This is a genomic window from Pseudoalteromonas sp. P1-11 (assembly GCF_001399995.1).
In the GTDB taxonomy this organism is placed as follows: domain Bacteria; phylum Pseudomonadota; class Gammaproteobacteria; order Enterobacterales; family Alteromonadaceae; genus Pseudoalteromonas; species Pseudoalteromonas atlantica.
On record NZ_LJSP01000001.1, the window covers coordinates 517,278 to 536,303 of the forward strand.

At 40.9% G+C, this 19,026-nt stretch carries 14 protein-coding genes; 4 read left to right on the forward strand and 10 right to left on the reverse strand.

Annotation, left to right across the window (positions count from 1 at the left end; all coding sequences use genetic code 11):
• From pelG to AN390_RS02370, 7 genes are read right to left on the reverse strand one after another with little or no spacing between them, the layout of a single operon-like run.
• Positions 1–1,365 carry an exopolysaccharide Pel transporter PelG gene (gene pelG / locus AN390_RS02340; protein WP_024033100.1) on the reverse strand — a complete coding sequence of 455 codons (1,365 nt, stop codon included), beginning with the start codon at positions 1,363–1,365 and terminating at the stop codon, positions 1–3.
• The gene (pelF, locus tag AN390_RS02345) at positions 1,353–2,870 is read right to left on the reverse strand and encodes a GT4 family glycosyltransferase PelF (RefSeq protein ID WP_055252859.1); all 1,518 of its coding nucleotides are present in this window, start codon (positions 2,868–2,870) and stop codon (positions 1,353–1,355) included. The genes pelG and pelF overlap by 13 nt, the downstream gene beginning before the upstream one ends.
• Positions 2,863–3,846, reverse strand: coding sequence for a HEAT repeat domain-containing protein (locus AN390_RS02350; RefSeq protein WP_055252860.1), 984 nt, complete (start codon positions 3,844–3,846; stop codon positions 2,863–2,865). The genes pelF and AN390_RS02350 overlap by 8 nt, the downstream gene beginning before the upstream one ends.
• The gene (locus tag AN390_RS02355; protein ID WP_055252861.1) at positions 3,839–5,134 is read right to left on the reverse strand and encodes a PelD GGDEF domain-containing protein; all 1,296 of its coding nucleotides are present in this window, start codon (positions 5,132–5,134) and stop codon (positions 3,839–3,841) included. Before AN390_RS02355 ends, AN390_RS02350 begins: the two co-directional genes overlap by 8 nt.
• A complete protein-coding gene (locus AN390_RS02360; RefSeq protein ID WP_055252862.1) occupies positions 5,131–5,646 on the reverse strand; it encodes a hypothetical protein in 516 nt (171 codons plus the stop codon). The genes AN390_RS02355 and AN390_RS02360 overlap by 4 nt, the downstream gene beginning before the upstream one ends.
• A gap of 14 nt (positions 5,647–5,660) precedes the next feature.
• Positions 5,661–8,948 carry a tetratricopeptide repeat protein gene (locus AN390_RS02365; RefSeq protein ID WP_055252863.1) on the reverse strand — a complete coding sequence of 1,096 codons (3,288 nt, stop codon included), beginning with the start codon at positions 8,946–8,948 and terminating at the stop codon, positions 5,661–5,663.
• Positions 8,948–11,656, reverse strand: coding sequence for an endo alpha-1,4 polygalactosaminidase (locus AN390_RS02370; RefSeq protein ID WP_055252864.1), 2,709 nt, complete (start codon positions 11,654–11,656; stop codon positions 8,948–8,950). Before AN390_RS02370 ends, AN390_RS02365 begins: the two co-directional genes overlap by 1 nt.
• Before the next feature lie 405 nt (positions 11,657–12,061).
• Between AN390_RS02370 and AN390_RS02375 the strand changes: the two genes are divergently transcribed.
• The 4 genes from AN390_RS02375 (at position 12,062) to AN390_RS02395 (ending at position 17,026) form a co-directional block, all read left to right on the forward strand.
• Entirely contained in the window at positions 12,062–13,729 is a 1,668-nt protein-coding gene (locus tag AN390_RS02375; protein ID WP_029774564.1) for a methyl-accepting chemotaxis protein, read from the forward strand.
• A gap of 304 nt (positions 13,730–14,033) precedes the next feature.
• Positions 14,034–14,507, forward strand: coding sequence for a MarR family winged helix-turn-helix transcriptional regulator (locus AN390_RS02380; protein WP_052026274.1), 474 nt, complete (start codon positions 14,034–14,036; stop codon positions 14,505–14,507).
• Positions 14,508–14,653: 146 nt separating this feature from the next.
• Positions 14,654–15,403: a serine/threonine protein kinase gene (locus tag AN390_RS02385; RefSeq protein ID WP_024033091.1), complete on the forward strand. Its 750-nt coding sequence runs from the start codon at positions 14,654–14,656 to the stop codon at positions 15,401–15,403.
• A 270-nt stretch (positions 15,404–15,673) separates the two neighbouring features.
• Positions 15,674–17,026: a magnesium transporter gene (locus AN390_RS02395; protein ID WP_024033089.1), complete on the forward strand. Its 1,353-nt coding sequence runs from the start codon at positions 15,674–15,676 to the stop codon at positions 17,024–17,026.
• 42 nt (positions 17,027–17,068) lie between these two features.
• Here AN390_RS02395 and AN390_RS02400 read toward each other — a convergent pair whose 3' ends face one another.
• From AN390_RS02400 to AN390_RS02410, 3 genes are read right to left on the reverse strand one after another with little or no spacing between them, the layout of a single operon-like run.
• Positions 17,069–17,902 carry a mechanosensitive ion channel family protein gene (locus tag AN390_RS02400; protein WP_055252866.1) on the reverse strand — a complete coding sequence of 278 codons (834 nt, stop codon included), beginning with the start codon at positions 17,900–17,902 and terminating at the stop codon, positions 17,069–17,071.
• 37 nt (positions 17,903–17,939) lie between these two features.
• A complete protein-coding gene (locus AN390_RS02405) occupies positions 17,940–18,659 on the reverse strand; it encodes an LrgB family protein (protein WP_095206717.1) in 720 nt (239 codons plus the stop codon).
• Complete coding sequence (locus tag AN390_RS02410) at positions 18,652–19,005, reverse strand: CidA/LrgA family protein (RefSeq protein WP_004586211.1); 354 nt, start codon at positions 19,003–19,005, stop codon at positions 18,652–18,654. The genes AN390_RS02405 and AN390_RS02410 overlap by 8 nt, the downstream gene beginning before the upstream one ends.
• Between the last annotated feature and the right edge of the window lie 21 nt (positions 19,006–19,026).

Below are 19,026 nucleotides of genomic sequence, written 5' to 3' on the forward strand. Positions count from 1 at the left end.
CTACTGCAGCATAAAAGTTTCGTACTCAAGCTCTTCAAATTGTTTTGATAGCCAATAAAGACCAATTACAGATGTAATTATGGTCGAGAGCGCAAAACCGTAACCATAAAACTGTGGCCCTAATGCAATTGAGGCAATCGTAAATACGATATTGATAAACAAAAACAGCCCAGATAAAAATAATACGGTGGCACGCTTATCTAAGTAAAATAAAATATTTAAGATAGACAAAAATATAACCTGTACACCTACACCCACCACATCAATAAACAGCAGTGTTTTATAGTTAGGGTCTATGCCTATAAAGGTCAGTATTTGCTCGCCCCACAGTAATAAGCACGCAACGGTTATACCTTGGATTTTAAATATATCGTAAAGGCCGCCTTGCGCTGTTTGCACCATTTTATCTTTTAGGTAAAAAATTTCTTCGAGCGATGAGCCGCCTCTAATGGCGGTATAAAAACGGTCGTATTGTTCTACAAAGTCGGTTTCCATTCTGACTAAAAATACCGCCATTCCAGGAATAATGGTTAAATAGGCTAAAAATATAGGTAAGTCGTAAATAGGGCTTGCTCTTAATGTGCCTATAATTTGAATAGAGGTAGCGGGGGAGTACCAAAAAATAATTTTATCGGCCCACACGCCTATGTTGTAAAAAAGCCCACAAAAAAATAGGCTGTAATACACTTTTTTATTGTTTAAAAAATCAAAACTAATGAGTTTACCGCCAGGGTAGCGACGAATAATCATAAACAAAAAGCTAAAAAAGAGCAGTGCTTCACCGGCAAAAAAAGCAAAAAACAACCCGTCTATTTGCCAGTCGCGCAGTAAAAATGCCAGTAACACCATAAAGCTGTAACCGCTTAACATGGTTACTAAAATAAGCCGGTACTCCTTCATTCCCGACAAAAATATAGCGCCAAGCCATTGGTTACATAAGCTTACAAACGCCCCTAATATTATTATTTTAGTCACAACAGGTAGCGGTAGTATTGGCCATACAGCTAAGCCAATCAGTAATGCGGCAAGGGTGGTAACAAGCTGCGCGCCAAGTAAATTAGGCAGTACCTGCTCGTCCTTTTTTTGAAAAAACAGATCGGCAACAAAACGCGTTAATAATAGCTGCAGACCGCCGGTCAATATAAGGGACGCTGCCATCATATACGTAATAAGCGTTAAAAACTGAATAATTAATACTTTTGGCAGCACGACACCTAGGCTTAAAATACCAATTAGCATGAGCGCAATGATAGAAAGCAGCCAAGGGCCTGAGCCTATTAATCCCGCATAACCGTATGCTTCAAAAACAGAGAGTAGGGTGTTTTTTTTGAGAATTTTACGTATCTCAAAACCTATTCCGGCCATGCGATTGTATCCTTGTAAAGTTTATCGTAGCGGGCAAACATATGGCTCTCGTCGTAGTATGTTTTAACACGGTTGAGGCCGTTTTGTTGGTACTGATACCATGTTTGCTCATTTTCCAATAGGGTGATTATTTGCTGTGCGGTTTCGCTGGGTGAGGCAATAGAAACTACTTCGCCAGCTTTACCAAGGGCCCTATCTTCCTCGCTTGCCCCTTCTATTATTTCTCGGCACGAGCCCACGTCACTTGCAAGTACAGGTACGCCTGCTGCCATTGCTTCAAGCAGCACTAATGGTTGAGCTTCAGAAATTGAAGTCAACGCAATAATACCTAGCTTTGGGAGTATTTCGACGATGTTTTTCATGCCGGTAAACGTAATGTTTTTGTCTAAATCTAGGCTGCTTACTAGTAGCTGGCACTCTTTGTAATACTGTGGGTCTTCCTCAAAAGGGCCTATGATCCAGCCTTCTATGTCTGGCAGCTCGGCTTGGGCCTCTTTAATGGCACGAATAAAGGTTTTAATATCTTTAATTGGCACTACACGGCCAATTAACCCAACCACCATAGGGACCGATTTAGGTCTCGCGTTAAGCGCATCCACAAAGCGCTTTGTTTTTATACCATTAGGCACTACCGAGGCTTTACTTTCGCTGGCACCATCTTTAATTTGCCTTTGTCTATTCCCTTCATAAAGCGAGATGATTTTGTCGGCTTGATGATAAGTAGTGCGGCCAATTTGCTCAAAAAAGCTGATCCACATTCGGCGAATAAAGCCCATTTCAGTATTTAGGTTTTTACCTAGGCTTTGTTCAGACTCTTTTATCCAGCTGGCCTGTATTAAATCTATTTTACGCTCTTTAGTATAAATACCGTGCTCGGTAAGCAAAAATGGCGTGTTGTGTATAACGCTTGCACCTGCGCCCAATATGCCAGCATAGCCTGTCGAAATAGAATGAATAAGTTTAACATCGGGGAGTGAACGGGCTATTTCGGCTATTTTAAACAGTGGTTTATACAAATTTCTGTACGACCAAAAAAAGTCGATAAATGACGATTCATCGCAATAGGTTAAATAATAGTTTGCCAGCACCTGCCACGACGACTCGCTGTATAAAAAATCGGCTTCGTTGATACCGTTTTTTTTAGCTAGATTTTCAAAGGCAAACTTTAAAAGCTCCGTCGGTATTGGGTCTTTACAGTCACGGAAATACCCTTGCAATTGCTGCCAAAAATCAAACAGTTCTTTTTTATATTTAACGCCATGTTTCGCTTTTATTTTTGTACTGTGTTGCGTAACTAAATAATGCACATGCAGCTTAGTTACATTACTCGGTAACGTGTACTGAATGTCGCCATAGTGTTCGGGTGCGCCACCGACAAACACTAATTCAAAGTTATAGTGAGGCAGGCCTTCTATAATTTGGTGTACCCAGCTCGATACGCCGCCCCGTACATAAGGGTAAGTGCCTTCAAGTAAGAGTAAAATGTCGGCTTTTTTTTCACTCATGCCAATACTCCTGTAAATGGCGTAACTCAGAGCCTTTAGGCTGTAGTGCTAGCTCTTCAAGATAGCGCTGACAGTCTGTGTAATTGTGTAATCCAAAGGCGACTTCGGCTTTATAAGGTAATACGTGGCGCCTAGCCATGCCTAATTGCGTGGCTAAATTTAAGCTTTGCTGCGCCTCATTTAATTTACCGAGCGCAAGTTGAATTCGCCCTAAAAACACATAGCTAGCTGGCTGCGGGTTAAACTTTATACTTGTTAAGGTTAGTGCTTCTGCTTTTTCTAGTACGTACTTTTTTAGTGCGCCTTGTGCTAAGCCTAAGTAACTCAGCTCCCAATAAAGCTCGGCTTGTTGGCGTTGCAGATTGCTCAATTTAGGTTGTTGCGTGGTATTGGCTATAGTGTGCTGGCATTGGCTTATTTTTTCGTTCAGTTTAGTTTCTTTGCTATCAAGAGTTGAATAGGCAAGTAAGCGAATATCATCTTCTAAGTCTTTTAATGCCAGTTTGAGTATAGGAATAGCTTGGGCATCGCTCATGTGCCGTGCAGCCATTACTGCACTTAGGCGTTTATTTGGCTCACTGGCGTGTTTTAAAATAGCCTTTAGTCCACCCATTGAGTAAATAGGCGTTGCTGAGACACTTCTTGCTTCAAAGGGCAGGGCAGGAACCTTGTGCTCTACAATATCAATATCGTTGTTTTTAAGCGGTTTACTAAGGGCAAAAGTAATGGCAAATACCACCCCTAAAATACCAAATACAGGCAAGGTAAATAGCAGTAAAAATAACAGCGCTGAGCCACTTTTTAAGGTGGTTTTGTATTTGTTAGGAATAAACGCATGGCTTACAAAGGTAAAGCACAGGCTAGCAATGCCATGTAATAAAACAATTAACAGCCAGTTAGGCGCATCTAAAATATGCGCAAAAGCAAAGTATTCACATAAACAGCCAATAAAAGCGGCAACGATAATTTTAATCATGGGATGCAACTAACTTAGCGATGTGTTCGCTGCTTATAGGCAATGCCATTTGTTCTTCTATTTTAATTTGCAGTTGCTCAACGGTTTTACCAAAGTGCTCGATACACCAAGTATTAATTCGCGATATAAAGCCACTTTTGTCCAGTTCACTTGCCATTGGCATAAGCAGTAAAAGTGTGTGGTTTTGACTATCGTAAAGATAAATATCTAAACCTCTGCGAGCTTCACTTAAATACTCTAATAATTGGCGCGACTCTTCACTTGTTTGCATTGCTTTGAGTTTAAGCAGCTGCGAGGGAATATTATAGCGTTTAGCTTCTTTATTCGCCCTGCGTAGTTGCCTTACAAAATAAGGGGTTTCTTGTGGGGTCATTACCGGGTTGGTAATTTCATGACGCAGCAAATCGCCAATGTTACCGGCCATAACGGCTAGCAAAGTAAGCGTGGTGTTTTTAAGGGCAAAAAATTGAATGCTTTGTACTAAAATTACCCCGTAAATAGTGTTATTAATATCAACCAGTGGGATAGCAATATGGTATTGGCTAAATTTATTTTTAACCTCTTTTATAGAAACCAGCTCGCGCTCTTCAAACATGGCTTTAATAAGGGGATCTTCCCTATTTAGCTCGCCCATAGCACCTATGCTTGCTAATGGTTGCTCTATTATGGTGTTGTTTTCTACTTTATAAAGCGCTGCTTTTTCAAGGGAACCATATTCAACAAATAAGTTTAAAATGCTATTTGCCGCACTGTCTAAGCGTCTTTGTGTTAGTTGCCCTATAACGGCCCGTACCGCTTGGAGCGATTCGCGCAGGCTAAGAGTATGACCTGCTAACATTTGCTCAATCCGGTCGTGGGATGAGTTTATTAAATGGTATTGGCGGGTAAAGGTTTCTAATCGGTTAGTTACATATTCAAGCTCAATACTTTGCTGTTGATTAGTGCGCTCCCATACATCTCTGAATTCGCCAGCAATCATAATTACAATTAAATAACCAATCATGGTGTTAATATTAAATTCGTTAGGTTGCGCTAATACTTCGCTTTTGCTTAACAGTAATTGCCCGGCTAATAAACATAATATGCTTATAAAGCCTTTTGAAAAACCATAGCGCAAAGCCACTAACAGCGGCCCAAGTACCGGCCACGAAAACCCATTTTCCGTCCAAAAGGGGTCTTCGGCGTTAAATATAACCGGCAGCACAATTGCAAGCGCGGTAAATACAATTACCTCAGCCCAAATTTGTAGCTCAGGGACCTCTCTTGGTCGAAAAAAATGTGTTTTCACTCACTAACCTCAATGTACGAAATTAAATCGGCGATGACATCTTGTGCAGTCGCGGCAATACTGTCGCGCCCCCAGCCACTTTTTGCGATAGTGCCCGTCCAAAGTGGGGTTGTTTGACCTTTAGCCGTTAAGCTAAGTGTAAGTGCGACTACCGGCTCGCCATCTAGGCCCGCTTTATAACGCCATTCTTCTATGCTACCTGATAACACATAGTCTGTTTGCTGTGTGCTTAACCACTGCATGGCGTTATCAAGACGGTATTGATCGTCAAGTGGCGGAAGGTCTTTAGTGTTACTGCGCGGTGCACGTAATAACGTAGGAAGCTTATTTTGCTGCCAAATACTTGCCAGTATATCTTCTGCACGTTCACCAGCTAAGGGGGTTTGCGCATGATTTACCAAAGGCATTAAGGCCACGGTAGTTGATGGACCTAGCTCTACATCATCAGCCACACGGCTGGTGGTACATGCACTGAGCACTAATACCAAACACGGTATGATTAAACGAAACATATTCTCTCCTAACATTAAAAATGTACGTAATAGCCTAATTGTAATTGTGTATCTGAGTTACCCACTTTATTACTACTTTGATAACCCAGCTGTAATTTAAATAAATCATCCCCTAGCACTGACCAGCCCGCACCACTTGATACTGAAATGTCGAGGGTATCGTTTAACGTTTGATAACCCGTACTTATGTCGAATAACCACGAGGGGCTTTCGCCTAAATATGGGGGGGCTAAGTTTGAGTTTGACGAAAGCGAAGTGCCCAGAGCAAAGCGCCTAAAAGGTTGTATATCAATAAGCAGCGGTCGCGCTCTTTGATCTATGCCTAAAGGGGCTAATGTGCGTTCAAAGTCTTGCCATTGAGCACTAAAATAAGTACTCCAAATAGGGCGGTCTTTTAAAATAGTGTATTGATAACGGGCGTTATATTCTTGCCCGCTGACAAGCGTTGAGCTATCACTGCGGCGCTTAAATGCCATGGCGGCTGCCGAGAACTGCACGTTTTGACGCCCATCAATAGCGTAATTTATATAAGCCGTGGTTTTATTTAATTTGGCAAAGCTAAGTAAGGTTTCTGATTGGCGGTTTTCAACGTTGTGCTCAAGTTTTACACCTACCTGCGTGCGCGAGTCCCACTGGTAACGCGCATCTAGGCTCAAGCCTTGGCGGCTCATTAAATTGCCCTGATGAGAGTCTACTTTTGCATCAAAGTACCAACGACCCCATGTCATTTTATCTTCTATGGCAAACAGTAACCCGTTGTTATTTAAGTTTTGTTGATTGCTAATGCTAAGTTTCCATTGCCCTTTAGCATACGGAAAATAAACATTTACATCGTACTGGCTAGTGTTTAAACCGGCCTCGGGAGATAGGTTAATCTCTAATGCTCTAAAGTAGCTGGTGCGGGCATTACGTAATAAAGACGTTTCGGCTTGTGTTGGCTCTTGTATTAATTCCTCATACCAACGCTGCATAGTTGCATAAGGCTGCCTTAAATAGAGCAAAGCACTTAGCTCATCTATTTTGCCTAACGTTTGCGTATTTACCAGTGCCTTTACTTTATTAAACTCGCCGTTGCCCATAGCCAATTGTAGCTTTTGCCATGGCTCAAGCTTTTGTGCTGCGCGTCTGGCTAACCACCAGTTGGCGGTTGCGTTGTTTATAGCCTCAGGCGCTATGTCATCTAAGCTGCTAAATTGGCGTAAGTGGGGCACGGCCATTGCGCCGGCCCATTGGATCATTAAACCTCGGTATGCGTATTTGTCTTTTGGTAAATGGTTTAATAAATAATGTTTAAGTTCGCTGGCATTAGCGTAGTAGCCTAACTGGTTCATAACATCGGCTAAATTTACTAAAGTAGTTAAATCTCGAGGGTTACTAATGGCTAATTGGCGCAGATAAAAATAAGCACTATTAAAGGCTTTTTGATGAATAGATAAACTCGCCAGTAATTGTGCCCACTCTCGGCTGGGTTCATTGCTTGAGTAGTTGGCTAAAATACGCTTAATCATAATGGTGTCGTGCATTTGCAATGCAAGCCAGCCTTGCGCTAGTACCACATCGGGATTGTATTCACTTAGTTTTGCTGCGCGGTTAAGTGTTGTGTATGCGTAATTTAAGTCACTTTGATTTTGGTACCAGTTTGATAATATTAACCATGCAGGGTAAAGCGCTTTATTATAACGTTGTTTTTCAAGAGCCTGATGAGCACGAGTAACGTGTTCTTCATCGCCAATTTGCGTGCTTAATAAGGTAATTTGGATTAACTGTCTATCAGTGAGTGCGGTTTGTTGCCATAGGTAATTTAATAACCCTTGTGGGTTGTCGGCAAATTTTAGCTGCTGATAATGCAGCATATCACCTACACTCAGTGGGCTAATGTTTTTTAATTGCTCTAAAGCGTACAGCTCTTCTTTTTTATCATTTACACGCAAAGCCATATCAACGCGGGCACCCCAAAACTCATCATCGTTACTATGTGCTTTTTGCTTTAAAATGGCCAAAGCGGTTGTAAAGTCATCGTTTAACCAATGCGCTCTTGCAAGCCAAAGTAAGTCTTCTTCGTTTTTTGGCCCTGCGTAGTGAGGCCACAAAGCTCTCAGTCCAGCTAAATTACCGGTATCGTGTAACACCTTGGCTTTCCAATATTGTGAAAGAGGTGTTTTTCCATTTATTCGCTCATAGCGCTCAATATGATTAAGCTCTTGTTTTGCGTTACCAATAAATTCGTTGGTTTGCATCCAATTTGCAAATCCGTTGCCTTTAAGCTGTCGGTTTTGCGCTTTATATTCGTAAATGTCGTTGGCATCTTGATATAAGTACAAGGCATTCGCATCATTAATGCTGTCGGTCAGCATAGCTACATCAACGGCTTTATGGGCCATTAACCATTTAAATTCTTTAAGCGCCTGTTTAGGCTTATTTTGCCAGCGCATAATTTTCCAATTTAAAAGCCTCAGCGCTTTATCATTGGGTGTTTTAAGTAATAACTTTGCGATTAATTGTTCAGCTGCGTTTGCATTGCCATTGGCTAAGTTTAAATGCATGGCTTTGGTTAAATATTCGCTGTTATTAGGCTGAGTTTTTAATAATGTTTCTACTGCTTTTAAGGCTTCTTTATTATCACCCGCTAAGCTTGCAAAATATAATGTACGCTCGGTATTAGCGGTATCACCGTATTTTTTCCACCATGTGTAAGCTTGTTTTGGATTGTTAGCACCCAGTGCGGTTTCAATGGCTTTTTGGGCTACATCGGCATTAATGTGGGTTTTATAAATAGCGAGCGCTTTGCCAGGCTCACCTGCGCCTAACCAAAAATCAGCGGCTAATAATGGCTGTGCGTGTTGCTCATAATATTGCGCTACGTTTGCATTGAGCCCCGTGGCTTTAGCTATATTTAATAACTGGTTATCCCAGTGTTTAAATGCCGCAAGTTTAAGTGTTAGTTCTTCAAAACGGTCATCTTTATTTGCGCCACTATCAACCCACAATGCGTATAAAAGTTTTATTTCTAATTCAGTTTTTGTATCGCTCTTAGGGAGTTTTTCAAGCTCGTTAGTCGCTTGCGAATACTCATTTAAGCCCAGGTGAATGGCTATTTTTTTGGCGCGTAGTTTTTCATTATTAGGGTCGCTACTTAATGCGGCATTTAAGTAGGTTTTTTCAAAGGTATAATCTTGCGATAGCGAGTCGTCTTCAAAAAATAAGGTGTGCGGAAACAGCGCGTAAAGTGAAAAACAACTAACCGCTAATATAATTAAAATGGTTTTAACTGATACTAAGTGAGGGCGCTTTTTGTTATTCATTATTGAGCCCTTGTTGCGCAGTTTAAATAGCCATAAAATTCGCCAGCAGGTAATGTAAACTGCGCTGTATTGCCAAAGGTTTTTCCGCTAAAGCGCTTTCCCATATGCGAAATGAATTGACAATTGCGAGCATTTTTAAGCTCAATTTTAGCCTCAATCCACGCTTTAAAGCTGACAGGGCCGTTTACCTGCCAATTACTAAACGCGACATTAGCAGAGAGCAAATAAGGTTGGTTATCTGGCGTTGTATGATCAAAGTTAATTGTGGCTATTTCATCGCCTACGTGAATATAGTTTCCTTGCGCGGTTACCCCTAAAATACCCTGGCTGTTAGTCATATTGGGCACATCAAAAATAGCAGGCAAGCGCAGCGTTTTTATATATTTAGAACTAAATAGCCATTCGCCACGCGTATTTTTAGCAAGCGCAGAAAAATAAAAGTCTTTGGCAATGCGTGCATATTGACTTAAATGCACCGGGGTATTTTCTTTGGCTAATACGTAATCAATATTGTAATGCAGCGCATCAAGCCCTGCTGGCACTTCGCCAGAGTAAAAATGAAAGTAAATTGTGTAAGGCTTTAACCTGTATGGTTTTTCGGTTATTTCAAATGTTTCTACTAAGCGTTTAAAACCATAGTAAGGGCCGTGCCATAAATTGGTGTAAACATTTTCGTTTAAAATGGGCGCGTATATTTGATACAGCAAATCTCGCTCAGGACGGCCAATAGGTGATATATGCGACAAGCTTGGATTGTCGGCATTTACATTGGTATTTCCTCCATTAACGTTAATTACACCGGCATCTCGCGCAAGTTCGAGGGCTTTTGGGCCTGGGGTTGCATCACCTGACCATAGCATCATCACGGTTTTTTTATTTTTTGGTGCGAGTCGCTCATTAATGTAATTTATTGACCCCGTTATTTCTTTATTTAAATCGATGGCGTCATATCCGGGTACATCTAAATGAAACCCGTAGTCGGTGTCGTCTTTATTTATTTCTTTTCTACCTGATAAGGCTGTCCAAAAATAGGGGTGGCTGTACGTGTGTGATGCCACTTCGACATAAGGAAGCGCAAAAATTTCTTTGGCTATTTTTTCAAGTTTTGGGCTGTCAGCGCCATGCAATCCGTTAGGCTCAATATCGGCTTGGATAATTGAGGAGGTCAGTGGTAGCTTGTATTTTTTTATAACTTCATCGCGCACAACTTCTGCTGCGTAAGGTTTACCTGCAAAGTGCGCAATGCTCGTAAAGCCGTCGCCATCAATATGAAGGGTTAGCATACGCCGACCGCTTAATGTAGTTGTATCTGGGGCAAGTATAGGCGCAAGCCCCATTGCCTTAGTTAACACGGCTTTGGGGTCTACAACCCAGTTACTGCCCTCCATAGGCAATGTATCTATAAGCCAAGGTGCAGCGATAAGTGCGCCGTACTTAGTTTTACTTCCTTGGGTTAGGGTGGTGCCATCTTCAGCGTGTATTGATATTAATGATTGCGCATTCTCTGCAAGTGTTAATAAATAGGGCTTTACAATAGCGGGCGCAGTGGTTGACTCACCTTTGAGCCAAGATGCCATAGCCGCGAGTTTATAAGGCCCATTTGAAGGCAAATTAAAAGGCTCTACTCCTAAGCTTTTAAGTAACTTATTAGAAGGAGGGAGCTCGCCAAGTACCAGTTGCGGTACCACGCCTAAGTTACTTTCGAGCCACTCAATAACCTGTGCATTATAAAATTGATCGCTCGTCGTCCAAGAGATAATGCCAGCATGAAGGCTGGTATCTACTTTAGGTAAAGGCGTGTTAGCCATGTCTATGTAATCAGGTATGTAGCCTAAATACTCAATCATTGTGGCAAGCTTTAAGTGAACCGTGGTGTATATAAGTGGCTTTACATTACTGTTGTATGGAATAAGTATGCGCCTAGGCACAGGCTGTATATTTGATGTCCCCCAAGTTTGAAGGTGCCCATCAGTAACCCAAGGAGCATAACCTTGGGCAATAATCTGCTTAGCCATCGCAAGGCGCTGCTGTGGTTTAGCGTAATCAATTACCTGTACGTTAAAGCCCAGTGATTGTGCTTTATGGAGCTTTTCATTTAACCAAGCTTGATCGTTCTCAGTGGTAAGTTTGTAGCTGTTATTTACTGGATTAAAGTGGCTAAATAGCCCCTCTGCAACTAAATCAGAGGCGTAATCATTAAGCTGTGGCAGTAGCTCAAACCCTCTGTTTAAAATTAAATGTTTGTTAAATGTGCTCGACAAACCTTTAATTATATTCACAAGCCCCACTTGTTGAGCCGCTTTATCGTAATCGGGTTTTAATAATTGGTAGCTGTCGAGCGTATCTAAAAATAAACCGTTAAAGCCTCGTTTTTGTAATTCACGTGCTTGTTTTTGCAGGTGTTGTTGCCAATGCTCAGCGGTTAAATCAGCAATATGGCTATTCCAGTGTGGATTTTTTGCTACTGAGGATTCATTTTCAGTAAACGATTCTCCCACACTTAAATAAGCGAATACGCTAATGTTGCGCTCTTTAAGCCAATTAAGTTCGTGTGGAGTGATGCTTTGCGGCTGCACAACAACCCGTGAATAAAAGGTCATTTCAGCCAGCGGCATGGGGGATGAGTAATAAAAGGCAATGCTCTTGTTAGCAGGTTGAGCGCACACGTTTAAACAAATCAACAACGTTAGACATAAGAAGTACTTCATTATTATTTTTAAAAACCACAGCCTAAGTTAACGTTGAACATTGTCCCGCTTTTTGTATAAGTATTTATTATTAGAATTGTGATGATTATATGTTAAATAAAAATGCCTGGCTACCTTAATGTGAGGTGAATAGTGGTGGAATTGCTTGAGTGTTAACTAAGTAAAAGGTAATGAAAACGCCTTACTGCACAGTGTTTTCGATAAAAAATTGCGACTAATGTCGAGTAATAATGTATATCTAAAGCGCTGTAATCTAATTATAATGCGCCCACCTTGCCAGCCCTTGGCAACCCCCTGCGCTATTTATAAATTGATATAAATAGTGACATATTAAATGCTTACTTTATTGCGTTAATTACTGCAAAGCAGACAGTGATAACGTGCATACCTATTTGTGGAGATTTAATGAGTAACTTAAGCTTGAGAAATAAACTTTTATTACTGGCTATTTTACCGTTGAGCTTGTTATTAATTAGCTTAATGGCCAGCTCGTACTATTTAGAATCACAAAACCAGCAACAAAATTTTGAAACAATTAAATCTAAACTCATTAAAGACAAACACACGTTACTTGCCACTGAAGTGGAAATAGCAAGCAAGTTGGTACGCCATCAGTTGGATAACGGATCAACACAAAGTGTTAAAAATGTCCTTAGGGAGCTTACTTTTGGTGACGACGGTTACTTTTTTATTTACGACACACGCGGCGTTAGTGTGTTCCATGCCTTGTTAGGAAGTGCTATTGAGGGGCAAAATAAAATAGGGATGACAGACCCAAATGGTAAAAAAATAATTGTTGGATTATTAGAGCAAGCACGTAAAGGTGGCGGGGCATTTAATTACCATTTTCAAAAGCCAAATACCAACGGGTTAGTAGAGAAAATAGGCTATGCCGTAATGATACCAGGTACCGATTGGATGATTGGTACGGGTGCCTATATGGATGATATACAAACAGAGCTTGCAAATTATAAACAAACTATGCAATCGCATACTCGCGAAAAAATAACCACCTTGTTATTAATTGCCTTATTTTGGGTTGTGGTTAGCGTAGTGGGCGCACTTTTAGCTTCTAACGCTATGGTTAAACCTATCCAAATAATGGGCCAAAGCTTAGATGATATTGCTAAAGGTGAAGGCGACTTAACAAAACGCCTAGCTATACATACGCACGATGAAATAGGGCAGTTGGGCGAATCGTTTAATGTGTTTGTTAGCAAGCTGCAAAGCATTATAAGTAATGTGGCTGATGTTACTAATGATGTAAAAAATGCCTCAAGCGATATTAATTCGCAAACAAAACTGTTTGAAAATAAACTGCTTAATCATAACCACGAAACAGATTTAGTTGCCACAGCGATTACCGAAATGTCGGCTACTTCTCACGAAGTGGCTAAAAATACCACGCAAGTTGCTGAGTCTACTCATACGGCAACGCTAGAAGTGGCAAAAGCGCAAGAGTGCGTAGATATTTCACTAAGTGAAGTTTCCAACCTTATGGGCGAAATTAACCTAGCTGCTGATCAGGTAAATTCTTTAAGTGAGCAATCTAAAAAAATAGACAGTGTACTTAGTGTAATAGGTGGCATTGCCGAGCAAACTAACTTGCTTGCACTTAACGCCGCCATAGAAGCCGCACGTGCCGGCGAGCAGGGTAGGGGTTTTGCCGTGGTGGCTGATGAAGTAAGGAGCTTAGCGAGTCGTACACAACTTAGTACCCATGAAATTAGTGAAATGCTAAGTGAATTACATAACTTAGTGGGCGCCGCGGTAAATGCCATGCAGGCGAGCCAAGCAAGTTGTAATCGCTCAGTTGAGTCATCGCGCGATATATCGCAAAGTTTAGGTGCTGTGACTACGTCGGTTACCACCATTAACGACATGAGTACGCAAATTGCAACCGCTGCAACAGAGCAAAGCTCAGTGACAGAAGAGATAAACCGTAATGTGTTTGCCATTCAAGAAATTGTTAATGAACTAACCCAAGCAAGTAAGGCCACCTCTGAGGTTAGCCAGCATTTAGCAGGGCGCGGTGAAAACTTAGGACAGTTAATAGGGCAGTTTAAGGTTTAAAATTTAAAACGGCATTGCATAAACCACTACTAGCCGCAACTTATGTTGCGGCTTTTTATTTTAAATACAAAATGGTTTAGGGGGAGTTTACTTTTTGAAGTTGAATTTTTAGCAACGTACTTTTATTTGGTAAAGCTGTGCTGATATTTTAAGGTTGCTGCAAAGGCATAGGCGTATTAACGCCAAACATGTCAGACCCTAGCTAGAACAAATTTTTATTTTTGAAAGTTCGCTAACCCTAGGGAATTTTATTAATTATGTGTAGTCTATTACACGCATTTTGAATAAACAGAGTAACCCTAATATGCAACAAAGTATGCCTTCAGTACAAAACGCTGACCCCGAAACGCTCGTAGCAGAGCAAGACCTAGGCCGGTTGATATCGTTTTTACGTTCAAAAATTGCCACACACATCGATGCCCAACTCGATTGTATGGACTTAACCTCTGCGCAATATATTGTGGTAGTGCTATTAGCGCGTGGCTCAGTAAACACATTAGCCGGACTGAGCGATCATATGGTGTACGATAAAGGGGCGATGAGCCGTTTGTTAAAGCGTTTAGAAGAAAAAGACTTAATTGAAAAAACACAATGTGAGTTTGATAAACGCTCTACACTTTTAAGTTTAAGTGATAAAGGCAAAGCGCTTTATCCGCAAATAATGCCCTTAGTAAATCAAGTGTACGAAAAAGCACTTAGCGGTTTTTCTGAAAATGAAAAACACAGCGTTATGGACTTACTAAACCGAGCAATAAACAACCTAGATACACCTTCTTAAATCTCTAAAAAAGATTATCAACATTTTAGCGATACTGTTTCAATAAAAACTTAGCCTGCTAAGTACTAGATCTAATTGTGCGGCAAATCCAACTTTGCTAATATAGTTGCCTAGGCAATTAAAGTTATCATCTTGTTAGGTTTGTTATGATTGAAAATAAGTTGTTATCACAATTACAGCAGCAGTTTCCTGAACATGTATTTATGCAACAGTATTTAAGTGTTGTTCATAAAGGGCGTTTTGCGAACGCAATTGTATACAGGTACAAAGATGATACGTTTGACTTAATAGTAAAAGACTTTAGCCAAAGCCCGTGGTTTATTCGTAAAACCTTTGCCAAGCTTTCTGTAAATCAAGAATTTAAAGGGTTGAGCCGCTTAGCACAGCTTGATGCAGTTGCTAATCGGTTTAGCCGTTTATCGCCGATAGCGGTGGCGTATGACTACATAGAAGGCACGCCGCTTAGGAGCTTAATACACCAGGGTGAGACGTTGCCTGTTGAATTTTTTATTGAGCTTGAACGCCAAGTTGCAAAAATGCACCGCCTAGGCATTGTGCATTTAGATTTACGTAATATGGGCAATATATTATGTGGTAGCGATGGCAAGCCTTATATCATTGATTTTCAGTCAACCATTAGCTTTTCGCGCTTTGCGCGTTGGTTGCAACGTTTTATGCGCGGCTCTGACATGTCGGGCGTATATAAAGCGTGGGATAAGCTAAGTAGTACACCTTTGCCGCGTGCTAAGCAGCAGTATTTACAGCGTTTTAACCATGTTCGTAAACGCTGGATATTTAAAGGCTACCCAATACAACGTGCATATGCATGGGGTGCTGCAATGGTCACGCAGTTTGTAGACTCTGACCTAATACGTAACTTAACCGATAGATTTTAATTCCCCTTTTTTCATTGTGTGACTTTGCCCATAACAGCTTAGCGTTATGGGCTTTTTTTTGGCTAAAAATAAGGCCAAAAATTTCTTTTTTAATTTTTAAAATAAACAGTAGTATCGCTGGTGTTTTTACCCCTACAATGCGCAAAAATAATGAGCGCAGTTTCAACCATCAAAGCTTAAAGCGTCTTAATAAGTTTAGGTTTTTTCTGCAATTTTTTATTGTTCAAGTAAACTATAAGCAATGTGCATTTTTAAATTTAAGGTTTCAAGATGATTGAGTATCCAGTCGACCAACTACCGCAGCTAATAAACGATTTATTACAATGCGAAACACACACGCAAAAAAGCCAGCTTTTAGCCGATGCACAGCTTAATTTATCTACTGAGCACCTATCGCTACTTTTTGAAGCCATCCCAAAAGAACAGCGTCTAGAAATTTGGCAGCTATTAGATAAAGACACGCAGCATGAAATATTTGTCACCCTGAGCGATGACAGCTGCTTATGGTTACTACAAACCTTAGATGATAGCGAGGCATACGCGCTATTAGATGAAGTGAATGTTGAAGAATTACTTGAGCTTGAAGAGGTTATTCCTGAGCGCTTTGTTGATTATGCTAAAAAGCAACTCGATGAAGCACAAACGAAACAATACGATCTTGCTCAGCAGTATCCGCCTGAGCAATTAGGTCACTGGGTTGGTTTCGACTTTCTAAAAATAACTGAAAAAGCAACAATTGCAGGCGTTAAAAAATTACTGCACAAAGGTTTGCCGCAATACAGCGAAGTTGTGTATTTAGTTAGCCGCCAAGGCAGCCTAATAGGTGAACTTGCAGTAAATGATTTAATAAAAGCCGATGAAGGCGATAACCTATTGGCGCTGGCAAACTATGATTTTTCATCATTACATGCTGATGATGATTTATACGAAGCGGCAGAAGTGGTTATTCACAGTGAAAAAATGGCCATGCCGGTGGTTAATACCGATAACAAATTAGTCGGGCGTTTAACCATTAGCTCGGCATACGAACTACGCCAAGAAATTGCCGACGAAGCTGCGGCCAAAGCTGGTGGTTTACGCGAAGACGAAGACCTGTTTGCCAGTGTAAGAAAAAGTGCTAAAAACCGGGGAATTTGGCTGGGTATAAATTTAGCCACTGCGTTTTTAGCATCTTGGTTTATTGGCTTATTTGGCGCAACAATAGAGCAGGTTGTGGCACTGGCGGTACTTATGCCTGTGGTGGCCTCTATGGGCGGAATCGCCGGGAGTCAAACTTTAACGGTAATAGTGCGCGGTTTAGCGCTTGGCCAGGTAACCGACTCTAACCGCAATGCACTTTTAAAAAAGGAGCTACGGGTAGGGGCGGTGAACGGCTTAGTGTGGGCATTAGTGATTGGCGCGCTCACCTTTGTTTGGTTTAGCGACATAATGCTAAGCATTACAATTACCGTTGCTATATTGCTTAACTTAGTGGCTGCGTCGTTAGCTGGGGTTGTTATACCGTCTATTTTAGACAAAATGAAAATAGACCCTGCGCTTTCTGGCTCGGTAATATTAACCACGGTTACCGATATAGTTGGGTTTGTGACCTTTTTAGGGTTAGGCAGTTTATTACTGCTTTAAGCTATAAAACAACAAAGCCGCATTAAGCGGCTTTGTTTTTTATTAAGAAAGGTCGCGTTCTTTAATAGTAACCACCCGCTGCGGAAAGGGTATTTCTATCTCAGCGCTATTAATGGCTTTATAAACGCCTGCGTTAATAACAAGTTTGGTTTCTATTATTTTGGTTGTAGGCACCCAATAGCGATAACTAATGGTTACGCCGCTATCGGCAAAGCGCTCTATGCCTACTTGAAAAATAGGGTTTTGAGCCACCTGATCATGAGCCTTTAATACTTCTTCAATAAGGCTAACAGCGGTATCAGCGCAGGCAGTATAGGCTATGTCTATTTCTCCTTTAACTAACGAGTAGCTAAACGAGTTGTGAATAATTTCACCCACTATGTGCTTGTTAGGAATAGTGATTTCTACTTTTTCTTCATCAATTAAAATGGTGTAACCCAGCTCAATTGTTTTTACTTGGCCGCTGACCCCTTTTACTTCAATGGTATCGCCTACCACAAAAGGGCGCGTGGCAATAATAGCAAGGCCAGCGCCATAGTTTGAAAGCATCCCTTGTAAGGCCAAACCCGCACCTAAAGAGGCTGCACCTATAGCCGCTACAAAGGGGGTAACACTAATGCCTATTTTGCCAAGCGCTATCACTACAGCCATCACAATAAGCAATACTTTTACCACGTTACTGACAAAGCTGGTAAGCGTGATATCGACATTATGACGAGCCATCAATTTAGCGACTAAATTTGAGAGTTTTTTAGCAACCCACAAACCCAGTATAAGAATAAAAACGGCACCCACAATTTGCATGCTGTAGGTAACTAAATACTCAGTGAGCATGGTGTAGTATTTTTCAAATTGTTCTATTTCAGAACTGATCATAGTGGGCTCTTTATATTGCGTAATTATTTTTTGCTAACTATAGCAAAGTGTTGACTAAAAAAGGATATAGCACGGGGACTATTATGGCGGTTAATAATGCGCTTAAAGCCATAGCAACCGAGGAAAACGCGCCTATTTTTGGGTGCTCGTCCAGTGCTGCTGCGGTGCCTATAGCATGGCACGCAGTTCCCATTGCTATTCCTTGAGCTTGGTGGTTTTTAACACCTATCCACTTAATGAGCATTAACCCAAAGAGCGCACCTAGTAAGCCAATAAATATAACTAATGCTGCGGCAAGGGAGCTAATCCCCCCTAAAGACTCAGTAACTATTAACGAAATAGGCGTAGTTACACTTAATGCTGCTACGGAGGCGCTTAAATTGGCGGGTACATCAAATAAAATACTTAAAATAAAAGCCACCACTGTGGCGTTAATAATGCCTAAGCTACAGGTGCTTACTATTAACAGTAGATTTTTTCTGACATGTATAAACTGCTGATACAAAGGTAAGGCCAGTGCCACTATAGCAGGCTCTAATAGCCAACTAAGTAGTTGGCTATGCCTAGAAAAATCAGCATAAGGTAATTTTAAATTAACAAGTACTAAGGCAATAATCGCAATACTTAAAAACACTGGGTTGGTGAGCGACTTTACTATGCTGTGCTGCCAGTGTTTATTAAACGCTCTTAATAATAAAAACAGCAAAATAATAGCGGGAGTTGTTAAGTACCATAGCGTAAGGTGCAGCTCAGTCATTGTTATTTTTACCTTTAACATAGCCAACAACGCTGCTTACCAGTAAAAGCGTACTGGCAGGGACGAGCAAAATAACCAAAACCAAATAGGGCCAATGCAGCTTAATAAGTGCAATGTGCTCGATAAATCCTACCCCCGCGGGTATAAAAAATATCGGCATAATATTTAAAATAGGGGAGGCCGAGGGTTTAATATGGTGCTCTTTCACTACACCTAACAGTAATAAACTCAGTAAAATAACCATGCCAAGGAGCGGTGCAGGGAAGCTGCCACCAATTAAGTGCATTATTAATTTAGCACACCCTAAGCACAGTAAAATAATTGCACTGCTAAGCAAGTACTTCATGATAATGGCTCATTAATATAG